The 25,545-nt window shown below is 72.7% G+C and carries 20 protein-coding genes; 11 read left to right on the forward strand and 9 right to left on the reverse strand.

Going from position 1 to position 25,545, the window contains the following annotated elements; all coding sequences use genetic code 11:
• Positions 1–188 precede the first annotated feature (188 nt).
• Together Q0840_RS18220 and Q0840_RS18225 are read right to left on the reverse strand one after the other, a co-directional pair.
• The gene (locus Q0840_RS18220) at positions 189–1,181 is read right to left on the reverse strand and encodes an acetylxylan esterase (RefSeq protein ID WP_298462343.1); all 993 of its coding nucleotides are present in this window, start codon (positions 1,179–1,181) and stop codon (positions 189–191) included.
• 88 nt (positions 1,182–1,269) lie between these two features.
• Positions 1,270–2,295, reverse strand: coding sequence for a LacI family DNA-binding transcriptional regulator (locus tag Q0840_RS18225; RefSeq protein WP_298462346.1), 1,026 nt, complete (start codon positions 2,293–2,295; stop codon positions 1,270–1,272).
• Positions 2,296–2,411: 116 nt separating this feature from the next.
• On the opposite strand from Q0840_RS18225, the gene Q0840_RS18230 reads away from it, so the two are divergent.
• The 5 genes from Q0840_RS18230 to Q0840_RS18250 all read left to right on the forward strand — a co-directional run bounded on the left by Q0840_RS18230 (position 2,412) and on the right by Q0840_RS18250 (position 9,910).
• On the forward strand, positions 2,412–3,710 hold the full coding sequence (locus Q0840_RS18230; RefSeq protein WP_298462349.1) for an ABC transporter substrate-binding protein: 1,299 nt from the start codon (positions 2,412–2,414) through the stop codon (positions 3,708–3,710).
• A gap of 9 nt (positions 3,711–3,719) precedes the next feature.
• On the forward strand, positions 3,720–4,742 hold the full coding sequence (locus Q0840_RS18235; RefSeq protein ID WP_298462352.1) for a carbohydrate ABC transporter permease: 1,023 nt from the start codon (positions 3,720–3,722) through the stop codon (positions 4,740–4,742).
• On the forward strand, positions 4,742–5,626 hold the full coding sequence (locus Q0840_RS18240) for a carbohydrate ABC transporter permease (protein ID WP_298462355.1): 885 nt from the start codon (positions 4,742–4,744) through the stop codon (positions 5,624–5,626). The genes Q0840_RS18235 and Q0840_RS18240 overlap by 1 nt, the downstream gene beginning before the upstream one ends.
• 298 nt (positions 5,627–5,924) lie before the next feature.
• Positions 5,925–8,330 (forward strand): beta-glucosidase, encoded by a 2,406-nt coding sequence (locus tag Q0840_RS18245; protein ID WP_298462397.1) that lies wholly within the window; start codon positions 5,925–5,927, stop codon positions 8,328–8,330.
• Positions 8,327–9,910, forward strand: a complete 1,584-nt coding sequence (locus Q0840_RS18250; RefSeq protein ID WP_298462358.1) for a glycoside hydrolase family 43 protein — start codon at positions 8,327–8,329, stop codon at positions 9,908–9,910. The genes Q0840_RS18245 and Q0840_RS18250 overlap by 4 nt, the downstream gene beginning before the upstream one ends.
• 149 nt (positions 9,911–10,059) lie before the next feature.
• Here Q0840_RS18250 and Q0840_RS18255 read toward each other — a convergent pair whose 3' ends face one another.
• The 5 genes from Q0840_RS18255 to Q0840_RS18275 form a co-directional block, all read right to left on the reverse strand.
• On the reverse strand, positions 10,060–10,482 hold the full coding sequence (locus tag Q0840_RS18255; protein ID WP_298462361.1) for a PPOX class F420-dependent oxidoreductase: 423 nt from the start codon (positions 10,480–10,482) through the stop codon (positions 10,060–10,062).
• A 121-nt stretch (positions 10,483–10,603) separates the two neighbouring features.
• Positions 10,604–11,245, reverse strand: coding sequence for a dihydrofolate reductase family protein (locus Q0840_RS18260; RefSeq protein ID WP_298462364.1), 642 nt, complete (start codon positions 11,243–11,245; stop codon positions 10,604–10,606).
• 214 nt (positions 11,246–11,459) lie between these two features.
• Positions 11,460–15,740, reverse strand: a complete 4,281-nt coding sequence (locus Q0840_RS18265; protein ID WP_298462366.1) for an endo-1,4-beta-xylanase — start codon at positions 15,738–15,740, stop codon at positions 11,460–11,462.
• Between the two features lie 276 nt (positions 15,741–16,016).
• Positions 16,017–16,475 carry a DUF2510 domain-containing protein gene (locus tag Q0840_RS18270; protein WP_298462369.1) on the reverse strand — a complete coding sequence of 153 codons (459 nt, stop codon included), beginning with the start codon at positions 16,473–16,475 and terminating at the stop codon, positions 16,017–16,019.
• Positions 16,476–16,521: 46 nt separating this feature from the next.
• Entirely contained in the window at positions 16,522–16,887 is a 366-nt protein-coding gene (locus tag Q0840_RS18275) for a CDGSH iron-sulfur domain-containing protein (RefSeq protein ID WP_298462371.1), read from the reverse strand.
• 240 nt (positions 16,888–17,127) lie between these two features.
• On the opposite strand from Q0840_RS18275, the gene Q0840_RS18280 reads away from it, so the two are divergent.
• Positions 17,128–18,228, forward strand: a complete 1,101-nt coding sequence (locus tag Q0840_RS18280; RefSeq protein WP_298462374.1) for an iron-containing redox enzyme family protein — start codon at positions 17,128–17,130, stop codon at positions 18,226–18,228.
• Here Q0840_RS18280 and Q0840_RS18285 read toward each other — a convergent pair.
• Both Q0840_RS18285 and Q0840_RS18290 read right to left on the reverse strand, forming a co-directional pair.
• Positions 18,200–19,198 (reverse strand): SMP-30/gluconolactonase/LRE family protein, encoded by a 999-nt coding sequence (locus Q0840_RS18285; RefSeq protein WP_298462375.1) that lies wholly within the window; start codon positions 19,196–19,198, stop codon positions 18,200–18,202. The genes Q0840_RS18280 and Q0840_RS18285 overlap by 29 nt on opposite strands.
• 118 nt (positions 19,199–19,316) lie before the next feature.
• Positions 19,317–20,114, reverse strand: coding sequence for a sulfite exporter TauE/SafE family protein (locus tag Q0840_RS18290; protein ID WP_298462377.1), 798 nt, complete (start codon positions 20,112–20,114; stop codon positions 19,317–19,319).
• Between the two features lie 93 nt (positions 20,115–20,207).
• Here Q0840_RS18290 and Q0840_RS18295 point away from each other — a divergent pair, with 93 nt between their 5' ends.
• The 5 genes from Q0840_RS18295 to Q0840_RS18315 all read left to right on the forward strand — a co-directional run bounded on the left by Q0840_RS18295 (position 20,208) and on the right by Q0840_RS18315 (position 25,520).
• Positions 20,208–20,774 carry a Fur family transcriptional regulator gene (locus Q0840_RS18295; RefSeq protein ID WP_298462378.1) on the forward strand — a complete coding sequence of 189 codons (567 nt, stop codon included), beginning with the start codon at positions 20,208–20,210 and terminating at the stop codon, positions 20,772–20,774.
• A 66-nt stretch (positions 20,775–20,840) separates the two neighbouring features.
• Positions 20,841–22,502 carry a catalase gene (locus Q0840_RS18300; RefSeq protein WP_298462379.1) on the forward strand — a complete coding sequence of 554 codons (1,662 nt, stop codon included), beginning with the start codon at positions 20,841–20,843 and terminating at the stop codon, positions 22,500–22,502.
• A 125-nt stretch (positions 22,503–22,627) separates the two neighbouring features.
• Positions 22,628–23,074 carry a class I SAM-dependent methyltransferase gene (locus Q0840_RS18305; RefSeq protein WP_298462381.1) on the forward strand — a complete coding sequence of 149 codons (447 nt, stop codon included), beginning with the start codon at positions 22,628–22,630 and terminating at the stop codon, positions 23,072–23,074.
• Positions 23,075–23,173: 99 nt separating this feature from the next.
• Entirely contained in the window at positions 23,174–23,383 is a 210-nt protein-coding gene (locus Q0840_RS18310; protein ID WP_298462382.1) for a hypothetical protein, read from the forward strand.
• Between the two features lie 202 nt (positions 23,384–23,585).
• Positions 23,586–25,520 carry a glycosyl hydrolase family 28-related protein gene (locus Q0840_RS18315; protein ID WP_298462383.1) on the forward strand — a complete coding sequence of 645 codons (1,935 nt, stop codon included), beginning with the start codon at positions 23,586–23,588 and terminating at the stop codon, positions 25,518–25,520.
• The last annotated feature ends 25 nt before the right edge of the window (positions 25,521–25,545 follow it).

Here is a 25,545-nt window from a genome sequence, read left to right on the forward strand (position 1 = left end):
TCGGCCAGCGGGGCGCCGTCGGCGCCGCGGACGGTCACCGTCGCCTCCGCGACACGATGCGCGAAGGTCGGGTCGGGGGTCGGGGGTGGGGCGATCATCGGGTCTCCTCGTCGAGGCGTGGATCTGCTGCTGGGGTCGGCGGGTCGGGTCGGGGTGGGTCCAGACCGGCCCGTGCCGGGACGGTGTGGTCAGGCGGTCGGGGAGCCGGGTGTCCCGGTGCCGGCGAGCACGCCGCCCAGGAACGCCATCGCCTCCTCCTCGTCGCACACGGCGCCCGCCTCGTGCCCGTTGAAGGGCCACACCTGCATCTGCGCCGGGGCGGCATAGGCGTTGTGCGCGGCGAACACCGTCGACGGCGGCACGATGTCGTCCATGAGCGCCGCGGAGAAGTACGCCGGCGCGGTGGCGCGGCGCGCGAACGCGACGCCGTCGATGTAGCCGAGCGTGCGCAGCACCAGGTCGACCTTCTCCCGGTGGATGGCGAGGTAGTCCGCCACCTCCCGGAACGGGTAGGAGTCGGTGATCGTGATGGCGCGGGCGATGTCGCACAGGAAGGGGACGTAGGCGACGACGGCGGCGAGGTCCGGCACGAGACCGCCGACGGCGAGTGCGGTGGCTCCACCCTGGCTGCCGCCCACGACGGCGACCCGCGCGGGATCCACCCCGGGCAGGCGCCGGGCGGCATCGACAGCCCGGACGCCGTCGGTGAACAGGCGCCGGTAGTAGTACTGCTCGGGATCGGTGATGCCCTTGGTCATCACGCCCCGCTGCTGCGGCCCGGCACCCCATGGGTCCGCGGTCTCGCCGCGGCTCCACCCGGACCCCTGCCCGCGGGTGTCCATCTGCAGGTGCGCATACCCGGCCGACGCCCACAGCAGGTTCTCGAGATGGTGACCGCGGCCACCGCCGTAGCCCACGTACTGCACGACGACGGGCAACGGCTCGTCCGTGCCCGCGGGGCGGCGGTACCACGCCCGCACCGGATCGCCGTCGAACCCGGGGAAGGTGACGTCGTGGACCTCCACCGTGGTCAGCCGACCCGCGACCCGCTCGAGCTGCGGTGCCGCGTCATGACGACGCGCCTGGGTCAGCGTGCGCGACCAGAACTCGTCGAAGTCGGGCGGTTCGACGGCGTCTGAGGTGTGCTGCCACAACCGGTCCTGGGGCATGTCGGTGTACATCGGTCTCCTTGCGCGGTGCGGTCAGGTCTGACGTGGATCGCGGGTCGCACGAGTGCGGGGCCGGCGCGGGAGGACGGCGCCGGACGGGTCACACCGGCCGGGTGGACCCGCGCTCGACCAGCGCCGTGGGGAGCTGGACGTGGGTGCAGACCTGCTCCGTGCCGTTCATCAGCTGGATGAGCAGGTCCACGGCACGGGACCCCATCTCCTGCATCGGCTGGTTCACCGTGGTGAGCGGCGGGGTCGTCAACGCGGACTCGGGCACGTTGTCGAACCCGACGACGGACAGGTCGTCGGGCACCGACAGGCCGAGCTCGCGGGCGACATCCATCGTGCCGAGCGCGGACAGGTCGTTGGCCGCGAAGATCGCCGTGGGCGGCTCGGGCAGTGACAGCAGCTCGTGCGCCGGGCCGACCGCGAGGTGGCGCTGGTAGCCGCCGACGCGCATGAGGGCGGGGTCGGCCGTGAGCCCGGCGCGCTCCAGAGCGATCCGGTAGCCGTCCTCGCGCAGTCGGGCCGACTCCAGGTCCGGTCGACCTCCGAGGAAGCCGATCCGGCGGTGGCCGAGGCGGAGCAGGTGCTCGGTGGCGAGGAGCGCGCCGCTGAAGTTGTCCGCGTCCACCGTCGGCATGTCGGCCGGGCCGGCGTGCGGGTCGATGGCGACCACCGGGACCGAGGCCCCGGTGCTCACGACGGTCGGGGTCACCAGGATGGCGCCGTCGATCAGGGTGCCGCTGAGGCGCGACAGGTACCGGCGCTCCCAGCCCACGTCCTCACCCGCACGCCCGCCACCCGAGTAGGCCAGCAGCTCGTAGCCCGACCCGGTGATCGCCTGGGACGTGCCCTTGAGGATCTCGGTGCTGAACGGCTCGAACTCGGCGACCAGGATGCCGATGACGTTGGTCCGGTGGCTGCGCAGGCTGCGTGCGACCAGGCTCGACTCGTAGCCCAGGTCGTCGATGACCTGCTGCACCCGCTCGGTCGTCCGGGCCGCCACCCCGTAACGCCCGTTGATGACCTTGGACACCGTCGCCACGGAGACGCCGGCGGTGCGCGCGACGTCGGTGATGGTGACGCGCCGGAACGGCGCTCGGGGGGCCTGGAGGTCGGTCACACCGTGCACCCTATCGCTACGAAAACGTTATCGACATCGATTGACATGCCTCCGACACGCGACGTAGTTTCGCCGCGCACCGTCAGTCGACGAAGACACCGAAGGGTTCCACGATGATGAGGAAGACACGAGGCGCGGCCATCGCCGCGTTCGGGATGAGCGTCGCGATGCTCGCCGCCGGCTGTTCCGGTGGCGGCGACACGGGGAACGCGGCCGAGGAGGGTGGCGACGTCACGCTCACCATGTGGCACAACTCGACCACGGGTCCGGGCAAGGAGTACTGGGACAACACGGCCGCGGCGTTCGAGGCCGAGAACCCCGGCGTGACGATCGACATCCAGTCCGTGCAGAACGAGGACATGGACGGCAAGCTGCAGACCGCCCTGAACTCCGGTGACTCGCCGGACATCTTCATGGCCCGCGGCGGCGGCAAGCTGGCCGACATCGTCGAGGCCGGCCAGGTCATGGACCTGACCGACCTGATCACCGACGAGACCAGGGCCGCGGTCGGCGACGGCGTCCTGCAGGCGTTCTCGGTCGACGGCAAGGTCTACGGCATGCCGACCGCCGTGCTCCCGGGTGGCTTCTACTACACCCAGGAGGTCTTCGACAAGGCGGGCATCGAGAGCACGCCGGAGACGATGGACGAGCTCGTCGCCGCCACCGAGGCCCTCAAGGGCGCCGGGATCGCCCCCGTCGCGCTGGGCGCCAAGGACGCCTGGCCCGCCGCGCACTGGTACTACTTCTTCGCGATCCGCGAGTGCTCCGAGGAGGTCGTGTCCACGATCGCCGACACGCTCGACTTCTCCGACGACTGCTGGCTGCGCGCCGGTCAGGACCTCGAGGAGTTCGCGGCCACGGACCCCTTCAACGAGGGCTTCCTCACCACGCCGGCGCAGCAGGCCGCCAACTCCTCCGCCGGGCTCATCGCGAACAAGCAGGCCGGCATGGAGCTCATGGGTGCCTGGAACCCCGGCGTCATCGCCGACCTGACGCCGGACAAGCAGCCGCTCGCCGACCTGGGCTGGTTCCAGTTCCCGTCCGTCGAGGGTGGCGAGGGTGACCCCGACGCGATGATGGGTGGCGTCGACGGGTACTCGTGCCACGTCGACTCGCCCGCCGAGTGCGCCGACTTCCTGAACTTCTTCATGCAGCAGGAGTACCAGGAGGGCTACGCCGAGGCGTTCGTGACGCTGCCCGCGAGCCAGGAGGCTCAGGCCGTCGTCACCACGCCGGCGCTGCAGGAGATCCTCGCGGCGTACAACGAGGCCCCGTACGTGACCGTCTGGCTCGACACGCTGTTCGGCCAGAACGTCGGCAACGCGCTCAACGGCGCGGTCGTCGAGATGCTGGCGGGCGACGGCGATGCCGAGAGCATCGTCCAGACCCTGAGCGACGCCGCGGCGCGCGGCTAGTCGGCGACCATGAGTGACTCCTTGGGCGAGAACTCGGTCGCTGTCCGGACTCCGCCCGAGGGTCGTGGACCGGTCGGGGGCGGCGCCACTGCGGCGCCGGCCCCGGCCGGCCGGCGGCGCGGCAGCGCCGACTGGCGCAAGCGCGCCGAGATCGCGATCCTCGCCGGACCGGCCATCCTGCTCTTCCTGGCGTTCGTCGTCTTCCCGGTCGTCATGGCCGCGTACTACGGCTTCTACCGGTGGAAGGGGTTCGGCCCGCCGACGGACTTCGTGGGCCTCGAGAACTACCGCCTCATCCTGACCGACAGCTCGTTCCACGACGCGCTGATGCACAACGGCTTCATCGTGGTCATGTCCCTGGTCCTGCAGGGACCCGCGGCGATCGCCTTCGCGCTGCTGCTGAACCAGAAGATGCGCGGGCGCTCGCTGATCCGCGTGCTGATCTTCGTGCCCTACGTGATCGCCGAGGTCATCGTCGGTACGGGATGGAGCCTCATGCTCCAGACCACCGGTGCGGTCAACGACTTCCTGGAGAAGATCGGCCTGCCGGACTGGACGGTCGACTGGTTGTCCGACCCGGACATCGCGATCTGGTCGCTCATGCTCATCATCACCTGGAAGTACATCGGCTTCGCCGTGATCCTCTTCCTGGCCGGGTTGCAGAGCATCCCCGAGGAGCTGTTCGAGGCGGCCGCGATCGACGGCGCCTCGTACTGGCAGATGCAGCGCAGCATCACGCTGCCGCTGCTCGGCCCGACGATCCGGATCTGGGCGTTCCTGTCCATCATCGGGGCGCTGCAGCTGTTCGACCTCGTCTACATCATCTGGGGCCAGTACATCTCCGCCACCGCGGGCACATCGACCATGGCGACCTACATGGTGCTGAACGGGCGCCTCGCGGGGGCCTACGGGTACGGCAACGCCGTCGCGGTCGTGCTGTTCGTGATCTCCCTGATCATCGCGCTCATCTACCAGCGCTACGTGCTCCGCCGGGACACCGAGGGCGCGATCACCGAAGGGAAGAAGAAGTAATGGCGGCGATCTCCACGGCACCACCTCCCAGCACGCCGGCCCCCGTGCGCCGGCGTCGCAGCCGCAGCCTGTCGCAGGCCGGCTGGCCGACGTACGTCCTGGCGTACCTCCTGGTCGGGGTCTGCATCGCCCCGGTGCTGTACATCGTGCTGGGCGGTTTCCGGACCAACTCCCAGATCACGGCGGACCCGTCCGGGCTGCCCAGCCCCTGGGAGATCGTCAACTACCTCGACGTCCTCAGCAGCTCGGTGTTCTGGCGGCAGGCCGGCAACTCGGCGTTCGTGGGCATCCTGACCACGCTGGGCGTCGTCGTGCTCGGGGTGATGGCGGCCTACGTGATCGCCCGGTACAACTTCAGCGGTCGGGCTGCGATGTACTCGCTCTTCGCAGCGGGGCTGATGTTCCCGATGACCGTGGCCATCACGCCGCTGTACATCATGATCCGCGGGCTCGGTCTCATGAACACGCTGTGGGGCATCATCCTGCCGCAGATCGCGTTCGCGCTGCCGACCACGATCATCATCCTCACTCCGTTCCTGCGGGCCATCCCCAAGGAGCTCGAGGAGGCCGCGTCGATCGACGGCGCCAGCCGGCTGGGGTTCTTCTGGCGGATGGTCATCCCGCTGTCGGTGCCCGGCGTCGTGACGGTGGGGATCCTCGCCTTCATCGCGAGCTGGAACAGCTACATGCTGCCGCTGTTCATCCTCAACGACGAGATGCAGTACACGCTGCCGCTGGGGGTGCAGTCGTTCGCGTCACAGTTCTCCACGGACACCGCGCGGGTGCTGGCGTTCACGTCGCTGTCGATGATCCCCGCACTGGTCTTCTTCTCGCTGTTCGAGCGGCGGATCGTGGGCGGCCTGACCGGGGCCGTCAAGGGCTGATCCAGTCGACGGGCGTGCCGGGTCCCCGGCACGCCCGTCGCCGATCCCGGCGGTGGGCGGTGCGCCCCTGCCGGCCACCTCCGCGTCGAGCATGCCCGCGGCGAGCATGCCGGAATCGACACGCCCGAGCCGACCACGTGCGAGCCGACCACGTGCGAGCCGACCACGTTAGAGCCGACCATGTTCGACGTCGCCCGACGTCCCCGAGCCGCCTGAATGACCTGTTGAAGGAATGAGAACCGTGACGCTCCCAGCTTTCCCCGAGGTGTCCGCGCGCGTGCGCGCGCTGCACGCCCGGATGACCCTCGACGAGAAGCTCGCCCAGATCGTCGGCTACTGGGTCGACCAGAACGGCCTCGTGGCCCCCATGCAGGGGGAGATGGTCGCCGACCAGGCGGACGCCGGCCGGCTGGCCGAGATCACCGAGCACGGTCTGGGCCACTACACGCGGGTGTACGGCACGCGTCCGGTCGAGCCGGCCGACCGCGCCGCCTGGCTGTGGACGGAGCAGCGCCGGCTCAGGGCCGAGACGCGGCTGGGGATCCCGGCGCTGGTGCACGAGGAGTGCCTCACCGGCCTGGCCGCGTGGAAGGCCGCGACGTTCCCGACGCCGCTGGCCTGGGGCGCGTCGTTCGACCCCGACCTGGTCGAGGAGATGGCGTCGTCCATCGGGGAGTCGATGCGACAGCTCGGGATCCACCAGGGCCTGGCACCCGTGCTCGACGTCATCCGTGACCCGCGCTGGGGGCGCGTCGACGAGTGCATCGCCGAGGACCCCTATGTCGTCGGCACCATCGCCACCGCCTACGTGCGCGGGCTGCAGGGCGCAGGCGTGCACGCGACGCTCAAGCACTTCGTCGGCTACTCGGGGTCGCGGGCGGGGCGCAACCACGCCCCGGTCTCCGCCGGCCCCCGCGAGCTGGCCGACGTCTACCTCCCGCCGTTCGAGATGGCCGTCGTCGAGGGCGGGGTCCGCTCGGTGATGAACTCCTACGCCGACATCGACGGCGTCCCGATGGCCGCCAGCTCGGAGTACCTGACGGACCTGCTGCGCACCCGGTGGGGATTCGACGGCGTGGTCGTCGCCGACTACTTCGCGGTCGCGTTCCTCGAGGTCATGCACGGCGTGGCTCGTGACCGCGCCGAGGCCGCCGAGCTCGCGCTGACCGCGGGCATCGACGTGGAGCTGCCGGTCGGGGACGCGTACCTCGCTCCACTGGCCGAGGCGATCCGCTCCGGCCGGGTATCCGAGGACCTCGTGGACCGCGCCGTCCTGCGCGCGCTGCAGCAGAAGGAGGATCTGGGGCTCCTCGAGCCGGACGCCTTCGCCGACGAGCCGCCGACCGAGGTAGACCTGGACACGCCCCGGCACCGGGACATCGCCCGCCGCCTCGCCGAGGAGTCCGTCGTGCTGCTGTCCAACGACGGCCTGCTCCCGCTCGGCGGGCGCGGCGACGCGCCGCGGCGGATCGCGGTGATCGGCCCCAACGCGGACCGGTCGGAGGCGCTGATGGGCTGCTACTCCTTCGCCAACCACGTGCTGGCGCACCACCCGGAGTTCCCGATCGCCGTCGACATGCCGACCGTCCTGCAGGCCCTGGGCCAGGAGAGCTGGGGCCCCTCGCTGACCCCGGCCGACGGCGACGCCGCACCGGAGCTCGTCATCGCGCTCGGCTGCGAGGTGGAGGGCGACACGTCCGGGTTCGCCGAGGCGGTCGCCGTCGCGCAGGGCGCCGACGTCGCCGTCGTCGTGGTGGGGGACCAGGCCGGCCTGTTCGGTCGTGGGACCGTCGGCGAGGGCAACGACACGCTCTCCCTCGACCTGCCCGGGGTGCAGCGCGAGCTCGTCGAGGCCGTCCTGGCCACCGGGACGCCGGTCGTCATGGTGCTGCTCACGGGCAGGCCGTACGCGATCGACTGGGCGTTGGACGGCGAGCGGCGCCCGGGCGCGGTGCTGCAGGCGTTCTTCCCGGGCGAGGAGGGCGGCACGGCGATCGCGGGCGTCATCTCCGGGCGGGTCAACCCGTCCGGTCGGCTCCCGGTGTCGCTGCCGCGCGCCGCCGGCGCCCAGCCGTACACCTACCTGCACCCGATCCTCGGGGGCCCGTCCGACGTGACCTCCACGGACTCCACCCCGCTGCGGCCGTTCGGGTTCGGGCTGTCGTACAGCGAGTTCACCTACGGCGAGCCGAAGGTCGACGCCGAGGTCAGCGCGGGGGGCACGTTCGCCGCGTCGGTGACCGTGACGAACAGCGGCTCCGTCGCCGGCACCGACGTCGTGCAGCTGTACGGGCGTGACCTGCACGGCTCGGTCGCCCGGCCGGTGGTGCAGCTGCTCGGCTACCAGCGGGTCGAGCTCGCCGCGGGGGAGTCGGCCACCATCTCCTTCGCCGTCCCGACGCAGCGGTTCGCGTTCTCCGACCGCACCATGACCCGCATCGTCGAGCCCGGCGACGTGGAGGTCTGGGTCGGCTCGCACAGCTCGGCCTCCGCCCCGGCCGCGACCGAGGAGGCCACCGGCGGCGCGATCCGCAACGAGCGCGTGGCGCAGCGTCGCGCGATCCCGGGGACCGCGACGGCGCGGTCCGTGGTCGCGGTCTCCGGCGACGTCCACCGCGTCACGCTCGCCGACCCGCGCCGGGTGACGGCCGAGGTGACCACCCAGGCCCGCGCGCGGGCCGGGGCGGCGGCGGCCGCGCGATGACCACGGTCACCAACCCGATCCTGCCGGGCTGCTACCCGGACCCGTCGATCTGCCGGGTCGGGGAGGACTACTACCTCGTCTCCTCGACGTTCGAGTACTTCCCGGGGCTGCCGATCCACCACAGCCGTGACCTGGTCAGCTGGGAGCCGATCGGGCACGCGATCGACCGGGCCGGCCAGCTCGACCTCGACGGGATGTGGTCCTCCAGCGGGCTGTTCGCCCCCACCCTGCGTCACCACGACGGCACGTTCTGGCTGATCTGCACCCTGGTCGACCAGCGCGACGCGTCGCGTGGCGGCAACTTCTACGTCACGGCGACCGACCCGGCCGGACCGTGGTCCGACCCGGTCTGGATCGACGAGTCGGGCATCGACCCGTCGCTCTTCTTCGACGACGACGGACGCATCTGGGTGCACGGCACCCGCCTCGCCGTCGAGCCTCGCTGGCACGACCAGACCGAGGTGTGGATCCGCGAGCTGGACCCGGTCACCGGCCGGCTGGTCGGCGACGAGCACGTCGTCTGGCACGGCGCGCTCGAGAACGCGGTGTGGGCCGAGGGACCGCACCTGTACCGCGTCGACGGCACGTACTACCTCCTCGCCGCGGAGGCCGGGACCGAGTTCCACCACGCCGTCTGCGTGGCCCGCGCCGACACGGTCACCGGCCCGTACGTCGGGCACAAGGGCAACCCCGTGCTCACCCACCGGCACCTCGGGCGCGAGACCGACGTCATCGGCGTCGGCCACGCCGACCTGGTGCAGGCGGTCGACGGCTCCTGGTGGGCCGTGCTGCTCGCCATGCGGCCCTACGGCGGCTACCACTACAACCTCGGCCGTGAGACGTTCCTCGTCCCGCTGGTGTGGGAGGACGGGTGGCCGGTCTTCGCGCCGGGGGTCGGGCGAGTCCCGATGCGCGTCGACGTCCCGTTCGCGGCCGACGCGCGCCCGGGCGTCACCCAGGGTGTGGCGTCGGGAGTGGTCGGTCCCCACGACGTCCGCTGGACCTCGCTGCGCGGTCCGGCTCACGACGTCGCGACGCCGGACGGTGATGGCTGGCAGCTGCGGCTGACCCCCACCACCCTCGCGGAGCCCGCCTCGCCCGCCTTCCTCGGGGTGCGTCAGCAGCACACCGACGTCGACGTCCGCGTCACGCTGCGGGCGGTGCCCGCCGCCGGTTCGGCGGAGGAGGTCGGCGTCGTCGTCCGCCAGTCGGAGGCCGACCACGTCCGGCTGTTCGTCACGCCGGCCACCGCGGAGGCTGGTGCGCCGGCCGGGCGGCGCGTCGTCGCGGTCCACCGCCAGGGTGGGGTCGAGCGCACGCTCGGGGAGACGACCCTGGCGGCCGAGGACTCCGAGCCGCTGGTGCTCACGGTGAGTGCGCGCGGGCAGGACTACGCGCTGGGCGTCCAGGGGCCCGGCGGTGAGCCGACCACCGTGGCGGTGGCTGACGGGCGGACGCTGGACACCGTGGCCACGGGCGGCTTCCTCGGCCTGTGGTTCGGTGTGTACGGGACCAGCAACGGGCTGCCCACGTCGACCGTCGCCCAGGTGGAGCGGTTCGAGTACCTCCCACGCGGCTGACCGCCGCGACGCCGACCCGGCCGCCGGGCCGGTCGCACCAGGGGTCCACCCCGGGTCCACCCCGGGTCCAGGCCGAGGTGCAGCGGGGTCGCGGCCGGGCTCCCGGGGGGTGCCATGGCTCGGTGGCCGACCGGCGAGGGCGCCGGCGGTCAGCTCGACGCGTCCGGCACCGTGATGCGCACGATCGCGCGCTGCCTCTGCCGGCGCGCCGCGACCCGCTCGACCAGCATCATGACCCGGTACTCCCAGCCGTACTTGTCGCGCAGCAGCGCGGTCGGCCGCTCCATGGCGGCCGGATCGGTGAGGACCTCCGCGTGCCCGACGACGGTCGGCGCACCCTCGGCGACCGTGCCCGTCCGGCTGCACGGACGCAGCTCGACCCGTGGGGTGTGCCGCAGCCGCTTGACCTTGCCGCTGTCCACCGGGGTGGTGACCACGAGCACGTCACCGTCCCGGGCGACCCACACCGGGGTGCTCACCGGAGCGCCGGTGCGACGGAACGTGGTCAGGGAGACGAAGGACGTGTCACCCAGCGCGGCGAGCGCACCAGGCACTGCGGAGGACGTGGTCATGCGGCCACTGTCCGGCACCGGCGCCCGGTTCGCGCGGCGGACGGCGGCGGGGCACGGCCGGGTGTCGTCGGGCGGCCGTGGGCGACGCCGGTGACGATCGCGGCGTGAGGAGGTCCGGTCGTCAGGACCTCGTGAAGGTCAGGTGGGTGACCCCACCGGGCGTCGAGACGGTCTCGACGTCGTAGTCCGTCTCCAGCCCCTCCAGTCCCTCCCACAGCCGGACCCCGCGGCCGAGCACGAGGGGTACCTGCACCAGGTGGATGTGGTCGACGAGCCCGGCCGCGATGAAGTCACGGGCGACCGTCGGGCCGCCGCCGATGCGCACGTCCCCGCCGGCTGCCGCCTCGGCCGCGACGGCGAGGGCCTCGGACGGCGAGGCGTCGAGGAAGTGGAACGTGGTCCCACCGGCCATCACGAGGGGCGACCGCGGGCGGTGGGTGAGCACGAAGGTCGGCGTGTGGAACGGCGGGTTCGGTCCCCACCAGCCCGTCCAGTCGGAGTCGTCCTGCCAGCCCGGGGGGCCGAACTTGCCCGCCCCCATGATCTCGGCGCCGATGCCGGGCTCGTGCTGCTGGGCGAAGGCGTCGTCCGCCCCGGCGGTGCCGCCCGTGCGCCCGACGATGGGGGCGCCGAAGCGGGTGGCGACCAACCACGCGTGCAGCCGTTGCCCGGCGTGGCCCATGGGCGCGTCGGGTGACTGTCCGTCGCCGGTGGCGAACCCGTCCAGCGAGATGGAGAGGTTGTGGATGCGGGTCCGTGACATGGGCTGGTCCTGTCTGCTGGGCGGCTCTCGTCGGTGAGACCGCCGCCGGGCCCGGCACTCATCGGCCCGGACGCACGACGACGGGCGGTGGCCCCGGAGAGTTCCGGGGCCACCGCCCGTTCGCTGCGGTCACCCGTCCGTCCGCCGCCGGCGGACGGACGCGGCACCCGGGTGCGGGTGCCGGCACCGGGTCACGGTGCCGGCACCCGTCGACTCACCGCTCGACCGTGGCCGGCCGGATCAGGAAGTCGTCGAACCGGTGCATGAACGCGGCGATCGCCTGGCGGGTGATCGGCGCGGTGGGCCGGAACGTGTTGTCCGGGTACCCCTCGGTGATCCGGGCGTCCTCGAGCCACCCGATCGCCGTGGCGAACTGGTGGTCGGCCGGCACGTCGGAGAACTCCGGCGCGTCGGCCTCCGGGGAGTCGGCGAGGCGGTACAGGAACGCCGCCATCGCCTGCCGGGAGACCGGAGCGGTCGGCCGGTAGGTGCCGTCCGCGTACCCGTTGGCCAGGTCGTTGGCGTGCATCCACTCGATCGCCACGTAGAACTGGTCGTCCGGGCCGACGTCGGAGAAGGACTGCTGCCCCTCCTCCGGCGTGTACTCCTCACCGGAGTAGCGGTACATGAACGCGGCCATCGCCTGACGCGACAGCGCCGCCGTCGGGTAGAAGAACCGCTGGTCGCCGACCAGGGTCCCCGTGGTCAGACCGCGCTCGGCCATCCACCGGATGTCCGGGTAGAAGACGTGGTCCGGCGTGACGTCGGCGAAGTCCGGCACCGCGGGCGCCTCGGCGGGTGCGACGAGCTGCACCACGCCCCAGCGCTCGGAGGTCTGGTAGCCCAGACCGGTCGGGTCCGCCCACGCCTTGACCGCGGTGCGGGCACCGGCGGTCGCGTCGTTGACCTGGAAGTCCAGGCCGTGGAAGGTGCCCAGACCGCTCAGCTCGTCGCCGAGGTCGATCGCGGCCTCGACGATGTAGCCGCCGTCGACCACGGTCGTGGCGCTGTCCAGACGCGCGTCCTGGTACGCCTCGTCGCCGGTGCCGAAGGACACGACGTTGTCGACGTTGATGCGCAGCTGGCTGGTCTCGTACAGGTACGGACCGTTCTTGAGGTTGCCCGTGTCGATGAAGATCTCCAGCGAGTCCTGGATCCACGGGTCGGAGCCCGAGACGTCCAGGGTGTCGTCCTCCACCAGCGCGAGCACGTACAGCGTGCTGCCGTTCCACAGCGTGCCCACCGTGGCCTCCGCGCCCTCCGGGTCACCCTGGATGAGGCGGTCGGTCGTGACGGTCTCGGCGGCGAGCCAGGAGGCGTCCACCTCGCCGTCGATGACGGGAGCCACCAGGGCCTGGTGGGCCTCGGTGTAGGACAGCTCCTCGACGAGGGTCAGCGTGCCGGTGACGCCGGGGGAGTTCCACCCCGAGGTGACGTCCCCGTCGGTCACCGCGACGTCGAAGGGCACCGTGTCGCCCAGCTCCGCGGCCTCGAGCGGGAGGTGGACCACCGCGGCCCAGCCCGTCTCGGTCTCGGTGACGACGCCGTCGACGTCGCCCTCGCCGTCACGGCCGAGCGTGTACTGCTCGCCGCCGACGGTGAAGGTCAGGCCGTCGGTCGCCTCGTCGTCGCCGTCGGTCACCGCGATCCACGCGGTGAGGTGGTCGCCCGCCCAGCGCAGCTGGAACTGGCCGACGGTCTGGGAGCCCGCACCGGTGATCTCCAGCAGCGGCAGGCGCGACCAGTCGGGAGCCGTGAAGGCCTCCGGCGAGAGCGCGATGTCGCCCGCGAACACGTTCGCGGTCTGCACCGGGGCGTCGAGGTCCTCGTCGACGGCGCCGAAGAAGGCCGGCTTGGCCTGCAGGGCGTCGTCGAACAGCAGCGGTGCGCCGGAGTCGCTGCGCCAGCTGCGCCCGTCGGTCAGACCCCACACCGTGACCGAGAACAGGTCGTCGGCGTGCTCGCGGAAGGACCGGAAGGCGTCCCGGTAGTAGTACCCCTGCTCGATGAGGTTGGCCTGGGTCACCGGGGTGCCCGTGGTCACGTCGAGCTCGGTCACGACCTGCACGACCGGCAGGTCCTCGAACCGGTCGAGCGCGGCGTCGAGGGTGCTGACCGGCAGAGCGAGGTTGACGTGGAACTGGTGGCCCACGCCGTCGATCGGCACGTCGCGCGCCAGCAGGCGCTCGACCAGGGCGCGGTAGCGGTCCTGCTTGCCGGCCTGCTCGGTGTTGTAGTCGTTGATGAACAGCGTCACCGGACGGTCGGTGCCCTCGGCCGCGTACTCGCCGTTGAACGCCTCGTCGGCGTACTGGAACGCGAGGTCGATGAAGTCCTCACCGAGGATGCGGTACCACTCGCTGCGGCGCAGCCCGTCGGAGAACTCGCCGCTGTCGGACACGACCTCGTTGACGACGTCCCAGGCCACGAGCGGGTTGGTGTCGCTGCCGAAGTCGCCGTACGTGGTGGCCAGGTTCTCGGCCACGCCGAAGATGTGGGCCCGCATGCGGTCCCGCAGGACCTGCTGGTCCTCCGCGGAGTCGGTCAGCGGCTGGCCGGCCTCGTCGGTGAAGAAGAACGCGGGCGTCTGGCTGTGCCACACGAGCACGTGCCCGTAGACGCGCAGGTCGTTCTCCTGCGCGAAGTCCATCAGCGCGGTCGCCTCGGGGTTGATGCGGAAGTTGCCGTCCGCGTCGTACCAGGCCTCCGGCTTCATGTAGTTCTCGCCGGTGACCTGGTTGAAGTGGCGGGTCAGCAGCTCCGCCGCCGGACCGGTGGTCTCGCGCGAGTCGATCGCCACGCCGACCGGGAAGTCGACGGTGCTCTTCAGCGGGGTGACGTCCTGCACGGCCGACGGCTCGCGCGGGGCGACGACGACGTCGTCGAGCAGGAAGCTGCCCGCACCGCCACCGTTGAAGCTCGTCTCGAAGTACAGCGTGGTGGCGTCCGTCTCCTGGGCGGTGAACGACGCCGTGACCTCGCGCCACTCGCTCGACGGGACGTCGGCGAACTGGCCGACGGTGTCGAACGCGTCCGCACCGTCGGTGGTGCGCTGCATGCTCAGCCAGATGTCGTCGGGCTGCTCGCCGGCTGCCATCTTGACCCAGGCGGTCACGTCGTAGGTGACGCCCGGCGTGAGCAGGCCGGTCAGGGGGTAGGCGATGCCGTCACCCTGCTCGGTGCGGTCCGAGACGAGGGCCGCTGCGGCCCCGCCGTGGAACTCCTCGGTGGTCACGGCGACGGTCGGGTCGCCGTCGGCGCTGCCGCGCGGCACCCAGCCGCCCAGGCCGTCCTCGAAGTCGGTGTCGACCACCGGTCCGGTGCTCACCACGCCGCCGGCAGGCAGCGTGAAGGTCCAGCCGTCCGCCAGCCGCTCGCCGACGACCGTGCGGACCGCGGCGATGCCGTTGTCCCGCACGCCGCCGCCGTCGTGCACGAGGACGACCGCGCCGGGGGTGATGGCGTTGCGCAGGTTGGCGGTCAGCGTGGCCTCGGACAGGTCGTTGCCGTCCCAGTCCGAGATGACGTTGCCGAGCCCGAGCGGCTGCATGCCGAGCGCGACGGCGACCTCGGGCGTGGCGCCCCAGCTGCCGTTGGGGGCGCGGAAGTACGGCACCGCCTGCTGCGGGTTGCCCAGCGCGTCCCGGATGATCTGGAGGTTGGCCTTGAGGTCGGCCTCGATCTCCGCCTGCGACCAGTCACCCATGTCGGCGTAGGTGGTCGTGTGGTTGCACAGGGTGTGGCCCTCGTCGACGATCCGGCGCAGGATCTCGGCCCCACCCGGGGCCTGGATGTTCTGGCCGATCACGCAGAAGGTCGCGGTGAGGTCGTTCTCGCCGAGGAAGTCGAGCAGGTCCTCGGTCTCACCGGGGTTGGGCCCGTCGTCGAACGTGAGCGCCGCGACGTCGCCGGTGCCGCGCGCTGCGGAGACCTGCGTCTCGGTCGGGCTGGTGGCGCCGCCGGGGACGAAGTCGGGGTCGGGCGTGGGGGTCCAGCCGCCGCCGTCGGCGGCCGGGGTGGTGATGACCAGGTCGTCCACCAGGTAGGTGTACGCCCCGGCGCCGCCGGGCAGGTCCGCCGTGCCGATGTACACCTGGCCGTCGGCCGGAGCCGTGAGCGTGCCGGTGACCGTCGTCCACGCGTCGGCGGACATGGTCGTGTTGCCGATCCAGGTGAAGTCCGGCTTCATGACGAACCGGACTCCGGTCGGTCCGGCCGTCCCCTCGGCGAGCCGCGCCTGCATGGAGAAGGTGTACTGCTGGCCCTCCTCGAGCGCGCCGGCCGGGGTCTGGATCCCGACGAAGTCGGAGGTCCGGTTCGCGACCTGCAGCGCCTTGTCACCGTCGACCTCGACGATGGTCACCTCGGGGCTGCCGCTCAGGACCCAGGGGTCGTAGCTGTCGTTCTCGAAGTCGTTGCTGACGACGACCACCGGGTCGCCGACGGCCGTGGGTACTGCTGTGCCGGTCGGGGCTGCCGCTGCTGTCGCGGCCACCCCTCCCGTCATGGCGAGGGCGAGGAAGCCCGCCCCCCATGCTGTCCGACGTGGACGTGACCGCGTCATGCATTCGCCCCTTTGCGATGGGTGTGGGTGGTACGCGGGACACCGTAGGCAGTCCCGCGCTCGTTTGTATAGGCGCTGAACTATCGAAAGTAAAACGTTATCGATCTGACGCGGGGCGCCGCGGGCGCGGGTCGTCCAGGGGGTGTCCCCGACGGGCGCGGGCCGCCCGCGGGACGTCCCCGACCGGCGCGGTCGCCGGCGGTGGGGTCAGAAGACCAGGCCCTTGAGCAGCACGGTGGCCGCGGCGCCGACCGCAGCGAGCACGAGCCCGGCCACGGCCCGCCCGCGCCCGACCGGGGCGAACCCCGCAGTGCCCAGCTGGCCGGCGCGGGCCAGCCCCAGCACGCACACCACCAGCGCGCCGAGCGACACCACGAGCAGGGTGTTGACCAGCAGCGACAGCGCACCGAGGCCGAGGCCGACGGTCGCGGGGGTGTTGCGGACGACCTGGCGGGTGAGTGGCTGCGCGAGCAGCGACACCGGTCGCGTGCGGGTGTCCCACGCGGCGCCGTCCCACCACCGCTCCGCCGGCGTCCCGGCCGGGTCGGGGTACCACCCGGGGGCGGCAGCGCCGGGCCGAGGTGCCCCGGGCGGTCGGCCCGGGGGCAGCGGGACGCCCGGCTGATGCCCGGGCTGCGGGCTGCCCCATGCGCTCGAGTCGGTCATGCCCACCCCGGTCCGCCGTGGCCGCTGGTCGACCGTCCGCGGCCGATCATCCGGCACCCGGTCCGGGCGCGTCGACCGCGCGGCGGCCGTGCCGGTCGTCCTGCGCGTCCTGCGGGTCGTCCTGCGGGTCGGCGGTCCCGTCGACCCGGTCGTCGAGCGGCTCGTCGTCGGTCCGGAAGCCGATCACCTTGTGGCTGCCGTCGCAGAACGGCTTGATGCCCGAGGCGCCGCACCGGCACAGCGCGACCGTCCGGCGCCGGCGGGCCGCCGGGGCGCCGGAGCCGAGCAGGATCTCGACGTCGCCGCGCACGAGCAGGGGTCCGTGCGGGCAGGCCGTGACGCTCGCCCACGGTTCGCGGGGCGGCAGGGCGGGGTCCGGCGGCATCTGCGGGTCGGGTCCGGCGCTGGTCACCGCAGCAGTCAAGCACGGCCGGGGCGTCGCGCCCCGGGCGGGCAGCAGGCCGGACAGCGGCGGCCGCGCGCGGCGGACGGTGGGCCGGCCCGTGGTCCGCCGCCCCGCGGAGCCCGCCGGGTCGGCCGACCGGGTGCAGACGCCACGCGACGGTGTGATCCTGACCGGGCTCACCGCACCCGGCGCCGGCGCCCGACCGCGCGGCGCCCGTGAGCGCCCGCACACCTGACGGAGGAACCCATGCGCCAGCCCGCCCCGCGCGGCCCCCTCAGCGGGGCCCTGCTCGACGCCCTGCGGGCAGCACCCGGCCCCGTGCCGGCGGTGCAGGCCGCCGCCGACGACGCGGTCGCGGCGAGCCCGGACGTGCTCGCCGACGACGACGTCCAGCTCGCGCTGTTCGTCCTGTACGAGCTGCACTACCGCGGAGTCGACGGCGTCGACGAGGCCTGGGAGTGGCAGCCCGACCTGCTGCGGGTGCGCGCCGGCCTCGAGGCGGCGTTCGAGGCGGCGCTGCGGCGCCTGGTGCCGGTGCCGGCCGGCGACGCGCGCGACGCGGCCGAGATCGCGCAGGCGCTGTTCGACCTCACCGCGGCGGACACCGGACCGAGCGTGTCCCGCTACGTCGCCAAGCGGGCGACCGACGAGCAGCTCCACGAGTTCGTCGTCCAGCGGTCGATCTACCACCTCAAGGAGGCCGACCCGCACAGCTGGGCGCTGCCTCGGCTGACCGGACGGGCCAAGTCGGCCCTGGTCGAGGTGCAGGCCGACGAGTACGGGGGAGGACGGCCGGGCCACATCCACTCCGAGCTGTTCGCCGGGACCATGCGCGCGCTGGGCCTCGACGACACCTACGGGGCGTACCTGGACGCCGTGCCGGCCCTGACCCTGGCGTCGACCAACGTGATGAGCCTGTTCGGCCTGCACCGGCGCCTGCGCGGGGCGATCACCGGCCACCTGGCGGCGTTCGAGATGACGTCGTCCATCCCGTGCCGGCGGTATGCCGCGGGGTTCCGCCGGCACGGCTACGGCGAGGACGTCACCTTCTACTTCGACGAGCACGTCGAGGCGGACGCGGTTCACGAGCAGATCGCGGGTCGCGACCTGGCCGGCGGGCTGGCCGAGGCCGAGCCCGCGGTGCGCGACGACGTGCTGTGGGGCGCGGCGACCTACCTCGCGGTCGACGGGATGGCCGGTGCCGCGATGCTCGCCGCGTGGCAGGAGGGACGCAGCTCCCTGCGCGAGGTGCCCGGGGGCGCAGCACCCAGCACGGCGCTGCGCCCCGCGCTGCGCCCCTCCGACGGCGCCGGCGACGTCAGGGAGCCGGAACCCGCGACACGGTGAAGGTGTCGGGCTCCTCGCCGGCCGCCCGCTCGCCGAACTGGCTGTTGACCACCAGCAGCGAGCCGCGGCCGACGGCGGCGGCGGTCGTCGGGTCGTCGAACGTCGGGTCGGTGGTCCGGCGCAGCACGGTCCCGGACGTCAGTCGCCGGTCGAGCTCGACGGTGACCAGGTAGCCGACGTCGCCCTGGCGCTCCACGGCGTACAGGGTGTCGCCGTCGAGCACGAGGCCGTCCCCGCTGACCGAGCCGCCGCCGAGGTCGATCCCCGTGACCGCCCCGTCGCGGGTCGCGACCCGGAACAGCCGGCCGGTGTTGGACTGCGCCAGCACGAGGTGACGCGAGTCCCGGGTGGCGGCGATCCCGTTGACGTTGAAGCCGGGCTGGTACTGCAGGTCCGTGCCCGTGAAGTCGACGAACGTGGGCAGCACGGCCAGGCCGTGGGTGCGCCGCTCGCGGGCGTCGATGCGGTACAGCACAGGCCGCTGGGAGTCGGTGACGTACACGTCGCCCCGCCGGGTCACCACGAGGTCGTTGAGGAACGTCGGAGCACCGCCGGGGTCGGTGACCTGCCACCGGCCGGTGAGCTCGCCGGTGGCGACGTCGTAGGCGAAGACGAGGCCGGTGGCCCCGCCCGCGACGAACAGCGTGCGCCCGTCGACCTTCATCCCGATGGCCGACGTGCGCCCGTCCTGCCCACCGGGCAGGAACGGCGTCGCCACCGGGTCGCCGAGCCGGCCGCGGTACACCGTGCCGTCGGTCGTGCTGCCGACGTAGAACCGGGTGCCCTGGGCCGCGACGCCCTCGGGGTAGATGTCGGGGTCCGCCGCGCCCTGGGGCTGCAGGACGTACGTCAACGGCAGGTGCCGGTCGACGTCGCGACCGGACCGGTCGTGCGCGGCGGCGGCGGGCGAGGCGAGGAGCAGTGCGGTCACGGCGGCGGCGGCCGTGCGCACGGGACGGGTCAGAGGCATCGGTGGCTCCGGGGGTCGGTGCCGGTCACCCACCCACGCTGGTCGGTGGCTCGGCGGTCGTGCGGGCCCTGCCGACGATAGGGGCGCCCGGGGTCCGACGGGGGCCGATGGGGCACCGTCAGCGACCGGAGCGGATCGCCCGGATGCTCAGCTGCACCGCGGAGAACAGCACCAGCAGGGCGAAGGCGATGCCCGCGACGTCGGGCGGCAGCCAGAACGCGATGGCCACCCCGCCGAACGACGCCACCGTCGCCGCCACCCCGACGACGAGGCCGGCGCGCAGGTCGAACAGGTGGGCGCGCGCGTTCGTGATGGTCCCCATCGTCGCGGTCGGCAGCATGACCAGCAGCGACGTGCCCTTGGCGACCAGGTCGCCGGCGCCGAACAGCGAGATCAGTGCGGGCACCAGGATGACGCCGCCACCGATGCCGAACAGGCCGGACGCGATCCCCATGCCCAGCCCCACGGCCACCAGGGCCAGGCCGACCGCCCAGCTCAGGTCCAGGTCCTCCCCGCGCTCCGGCGCGATGAGCAGCATGCGGGCGGCGGCCGCGAGCAGCAGCGCCACGAACATCCACCGCAGCACGGGCAGCGACAGGCGGCGCAGCAGCCTGGACCCGACGACGGAGCCGAGGACGCCGCCCATCGCGACGATCAGCCCGACCGGCACGTCCACCTCGCCGTTGGCGAGGTAGGTGAGCATCCCGGCGACGGAGGCCGGGATGATCGCCGCGAGCGACGTCGCCGCCGCGCGGCGCTGGTCCATGCCGGCCAGCGTGATCAGCAGCGGGACCATGAGGATCCCGCCGCCGACGCCGAACGCGCCGGACAGCAGTCCACCGAGCGCGCCGACGGCGACGAGGACCAGCCAGGAGGGAGTGGTGCCCGCGTCGCGGGTGATCTCTGTGGGCGGCACCCGGTGATGCTAGGCCCACGCCGGGCGACACGAGTGACCAGCGCGGGTGGCGAAGACTGGACTCGTTCCAGTCTGCGTGCCAGACTCGCCGGCATGCCCAGCGATCCGCACGCCGACGCCCGCGTCGACGTCGAGGACGCCGCCACCGGTCCGGCGAGCGCGCTGCGCGCCGCGGGCCTGCGTGTCACCGGGCAGCGCGTCGCGGTGCTGGCCTCGCTCGTCGACGCCCGCGACGCCGCCCAGCACCTGTCCGCCGCGCAGGTCGCCGCCGCCGCGCGGAGCCGCACCGAGGGCATCTCGACCCAGGCGGTGTACGACTGCCTCGACGCCCTCACCGACGCCGGGCTCGTGCGCCGCATCGAGCCGGCCGGCCGGCCGGCGCTGTTCGAGGCTCGGGTGGGGGACAACCACCACCACCTCGTGTGCCGCGACTGCGGGTACACCGTCGATGTCGACTGCACGCACGGTGCGGCGCCCTGCCTGACGCCCGACGTCGACCACGGGTTCGTGGTCGACGAGGCGGAGGTGGTGTTCTGGGGCCGGTGCGCGGCCTGCGCCGCCACGCCGTCGTCCACCGGGCGCAGCCCGGGCGGCCCCGCCGGAGCGGCGCCCCGGGCCCGGCGGCAGCTGGCCCCGGCGCAGGCGCGCACCCGCCACTGACCCCCGACCCCCCCGACGCGGGCGGTGCCCTCCGGTGCCGCCCCGAGCCATCAACCGAGGAGATCCATGACCGACGTCGCATCGCAGTCGTCCGCCCCCGACGACGACCGTCCCGTCCTGACCAACCGCCAGGGTCACCCGGTCTACGACAACCAGAACCAGCGCACCGTGGGCGCCCGCGGTCCGGCGACTCTCGAGAACTACCAGTTCCTCGAGAAGATCAGCCACTTCGACCGCGAGCGGGTCCCCGAGCGCGTCGTGCACGCCCGCGGGACGACGGCGTTCGGGTACTTCGAGGCGTACGGCACCCTCGGCGACGAGCCCATCAGCCGCTACACCCGCGCCAAGCTGTTCCAGGAGAAGGGCAAGCGCACCGACGTCGCGCTGCGGTTCTCGACCGTCGCCGGTGGCCGGGACTCCTCGGAGTCGGCGCGCGACCCGCGCGGGTTCGCGATCAAGTTCTACACCGAGGACGGCAACTGGGACCTGGTCGGCAACAACCTCGGGGTCTTCTTCATCCGGGACGCGATCAAGTTCCCGGACTTCATCCACTCCCAGAAGCCCGACCCGGTCACCTTCGAGGCCAGCGTCGCCAACCGCGCGTTCGACTTCTTCAGCCAGACCCCCGAGGCCATGCACATGGTCACGCTGGTCTTCAGCCCGCGCGGCACTCCGGCGTCGTATCGCACCATGCAGGGCTTCGGGGTGAACACCTACAAGTGGGTCAACGAGGCCGGCGAGACCGTGCTGGTCAAGTACCACTGGCTGCCCAAGCAGGGCGTGAAGTCGTGGACCGCCGCGGACGCCGCGGCCGTGCAGGCGCAGACCCTCGGGGCGCACACCAAGGACCTGTACGACGCGATCGAGGCGGGCGACCACCCCGAGTGGGAGCTCAACGTCCAGATCATGAGCGACGACGAGCACCCCGAGCTCGACTTCGACCCGCTGGACGACACCAAGGTGTGGCCCGAGGAGATCTTCCCGCTGCGCCCGGTCGGCCGGATGGTGCTGGACCGCAACGTGAGCGACAACTTCGCCGAGAACGAGCAGATCTCCTTCGGCACCGGCGTCCTCGTGGACGGCCTGGACTTCTCCGACGACAAGATGCTGGTCGGCCGGACCTTCTCCTACTCCGACACCCAGCGGCACCGCGTCGGTCCCAACTACCTGCAGGTCCCGGTGAACCAGCCCAAGGCCGCGGTGAACACGAACCAGCAGGGCGGCCAGATGTCCATGGGCCGCGACCACGTCGGCTCGAACCCGCACGTCAACTACGAGCCGTCGATCACCGGCGGTCTGCGTGAGGCCACCTACCCGACGCACGACGAGCAGGGACCGGAGATCAGCGGTCGCCTGACCCGCAAGCGCATCCCGCGCACGAACGACTACCAGCAGGCGGGCGAGCGGTACCTGCTGTCCGAGCAGTGGGAGAAGGACGACCTCGTCGCCAACCTGGTGGCGGCGCTCAAGCAGTGCGACCGGCCGATCGTCGAGCGCATGGTGTGGCACTTCCTCATGTGCGAGGACGAGCTCGGGCTGCGCGTCGGCGAGGGCGTGGGCCTCTCGCCCGACGACGTCCGGCACCTGCCGCCGTTGCAGAGCCAGACGCTGAACGACGATGAGCTGGCGCGCCTGGCCAACCTCGGCAAGAACGGGCCGCGCGAGGTCGGCGGCCTCGTCATGACGCACTGCGTCCCGAACGAGCGGGTCGTGGTCGCGGGGAGCTGACCCGAGCTCATCCCGCGCAGCGCCCGCTGCAGGCCTCGGCCCGTGCCGGTCCCCCCTGACCGGCACGGGCCGAGCCGTGCCCGCACGGGTGGGCGCACCCGCCGTGCGCGTGGGACGGTGCGGCGATGGCCGCCCTCGACCCCCGTCGCGCCACCGCCTTCGGTCGGTACGCGCGCGACGACGACCGGTGGCGTCCCGGGTACCCCGACGCCGCGGTGGACTGGCTGCTGCCGCCCGGAGCCCCGCGGGTCGCGGACGTCGGCGCGGGCACCGGCAAGCTGACCGGGGCGCTGGTGGACCGCGGGCTCGAGGTCGACGCCGTGGAGCCCGACGACGCCATGCTCGCCGTCCTGCGTGAGCGGTGGCCCGGCGTCCGCGCCCACCTCGCCGGGGCGGACCGGCTCCCGCTGCCCGACGGCGCCGTCGACGCGGTCGTCGTGGGCACCGCGTGGCACTGGTTCCCGCACGACGCCGCGGTCGCCGAGGTCCGCCGCGTCCTGCGCCCGGGCGGACGTCTGGGCTGCTGTGGAACGGGCCCACCCGGGCCGACGAGGGCTGGCCCGCCGAGCTGACGGCGCTCGACCCGGACGCCGACGCCAAGCGCGAGTCGCGGCGGCCGGGCGCCGTCGGCGTCCCGGTCGCCCAGCTCGAAGTCGGCGACGTTCGACTGGGTGTGGCACGTCGACGCCGACGCGGTCCGCGGGTACTTCGGGACGCACTCGGGCGTCACCACGCTCCCGGACGACGAGCGCGACCGGCACCTGGACCGCGTGCACGGGATCGTCGCCGCTGCGTGGGCAGCCGCGGGGACGCCGACCGTGCCGTGGCCGCAGACGACCGAGTGCGTGCGCTGGACGCCGACGCCCCGGCACGGTGGGTGAGGGCGCGGCCCGACCGCTCCGTGGCCGGTGGTGCGACGGACCGGCGGCCGCCCCAGGTGCACAAGCACGAGGGGGTTGACGCGGCGGCGGCTCGCTGCGGTCGGAGACCGGGACGCCCGCCTTGTTATGCCGGGCCATGGCGTGCGACCCTCGGCTCGCCGTGAGAGCGCTCTCTCGCCTCTTCCAACGAAGGAAGCCGACCATGCACGTACTCCCTCGCAGTCCTCGCCCGCCCACGTTCGCCGCGGCCTCAGCCGGCGCCCTCGCCCTCGGTCTCGCGCTCGCCGCGGTCGTCGTGCCGCCCGCGTCCGCAGCTCCTGCGGCCGCCGAGCCCGATCTCGGTCCGAACGTCGTCGTCGTCGACCCGTCGATGACCACCGCCGAGATCCAGTCGATCGCCGACGGGATCCACGCGCGGCAGGCGGACGACGAGATGGGGACGGGCCGCTACAGCCTGCTCTTCCGACCTGGCTCGTACGGCACCGCCGACGACCCGCTGCAGATCCAGGTCGGCTACTACACGGAGGTGGCCGGGCTCGGCGCGACGCCGGGTGACGTCCGCATCACCGGCAAGGTCGAGGTGTACAACCGCTGCTTCGACGCCGCGGGCGCCCCCGTCGCCGCGGGCTCTCCGGGCGCCGAGTGCTTCGCGCTGAACAACTTCTGGCGGGGCATCTCGAACCTGACCATCGACGTGAACAGCGTCGGGCAGGACGACTGCCGGGGTGGCAACAACTTCTGGGCGGTCTCCCAGGCTGTGTCGATGCGGCGCGTCGAGGTCACCGGCGGCGGCCTGACGCTGATGGACTACTGCTCCGGACCATCCTTCGCCAGCGGCGGCTTCATCGCCGACTCACGCGCCGACGTCGTGATCAACGGGTCCCAGCAGCAGTGGCTCACGCGCAACAGCGAGATCGGCTCCTGGTCCAACGGGGTGTGGAACCAGACCTTCTCCGGCGTGGTGGGGGCTCCGGACGACGCCGGCTACCCCGACCCGCCCTACACGACGCTGGAGCGGACCCCGGTCAGCCGCGAGAAGCCCTACCTGTTCATCGGCGCCGACGGCGCCTGGAACGTGCGCGTGCCGCAGGCTCAGCAGGGCTCCTCGGGCACCAGCTGGGCCGAGGGCCTGACCGCCGGCCGGACCATCCCGCTCCGCGACTTCTACGTCGCCGACCCGTCCGACTCCGTGGCGCAGATCAACGCTCAGCTCGCCCGCGGCAGGCACCTGCTGCTGACCCCCGGCGTCTACGACGTGGACCGGAGCATCGCCGTCAAGCGCGCCGACACCGTCGTGCTGGGTCTGGGGTTGGCCACGCTGACGGCCGTCGAGGGAGCCGTTCCCCTGCGGCTGGCCGATCGTCCGGGCATCGTCGTGGCGGGCGTCACGATCGACGCCGGCACCGTGGAGTCACCGGTGCTCCTCCAGGTCGGCACGAAGAACGGCAACAACGGCGCCCGCACGAGCTCGGCCGCCAACCCGACGACACTGAGCGACGTCTACTTCCGCATCGGGGGCCCGCACGTCGGCAAGACCGACATCGCGCTGGAGGTCAACAGCGACCGGGTCCTGGTGGACCACACCTGGGTCTGGCGCGCCGACCACGGCGTGGAGGACTTCGACACGGCCCAGGGGTTCCTCGGCGACGACGAGCGCTGGGTCACCAACGTGGGACGCAACGGCGTCGTGGTGAACGGGGACGACGTCACGGCGACGGGCCTCTTCGTCGAGCACTTCCAGGAGCACAACACGGTGTGGAACGGCGAGCGCGGCCGTGTCGTGCTGTACCAGAACGAGCTCCCCTACGACCCTCCCACGCAGGCGGACTGGACGACGCCCGACGGCACGCTGGGCTGGGCGGCGTACAAGGTCGACGACTCCGTCCAGCAGCACCAGCTCTGGGGGGGCGGCGTCTACGTCTACAACCGCAACAACCCCGACATCGTCACGACGAACGGCTATGAGGTCCCCCGTCGCCCCGGGGTCAGCCTGCAGCACGTCATGACGAAGAACCTCAGCGGTCCCGGCACGATCACGCACGTCGTCAACGGCGTCGGGGACGCCGTCGACGGCGTGCCCGACCCGGGCGACCCGGACGGCTACGAGGACCCGAGCTACGTGCTCAGCTATCCGTGACCTGACCGATCGCACCACCGAGGGT

This window comes from uncultured Cellulomonas sp., from assembly GCF_947494015.1.
Classification (GTDB): Bacteria; Actinomycetota; Actinomycetes; order Actinomycetales; family Cellulomonadaceae; genus Pengzhenrongella.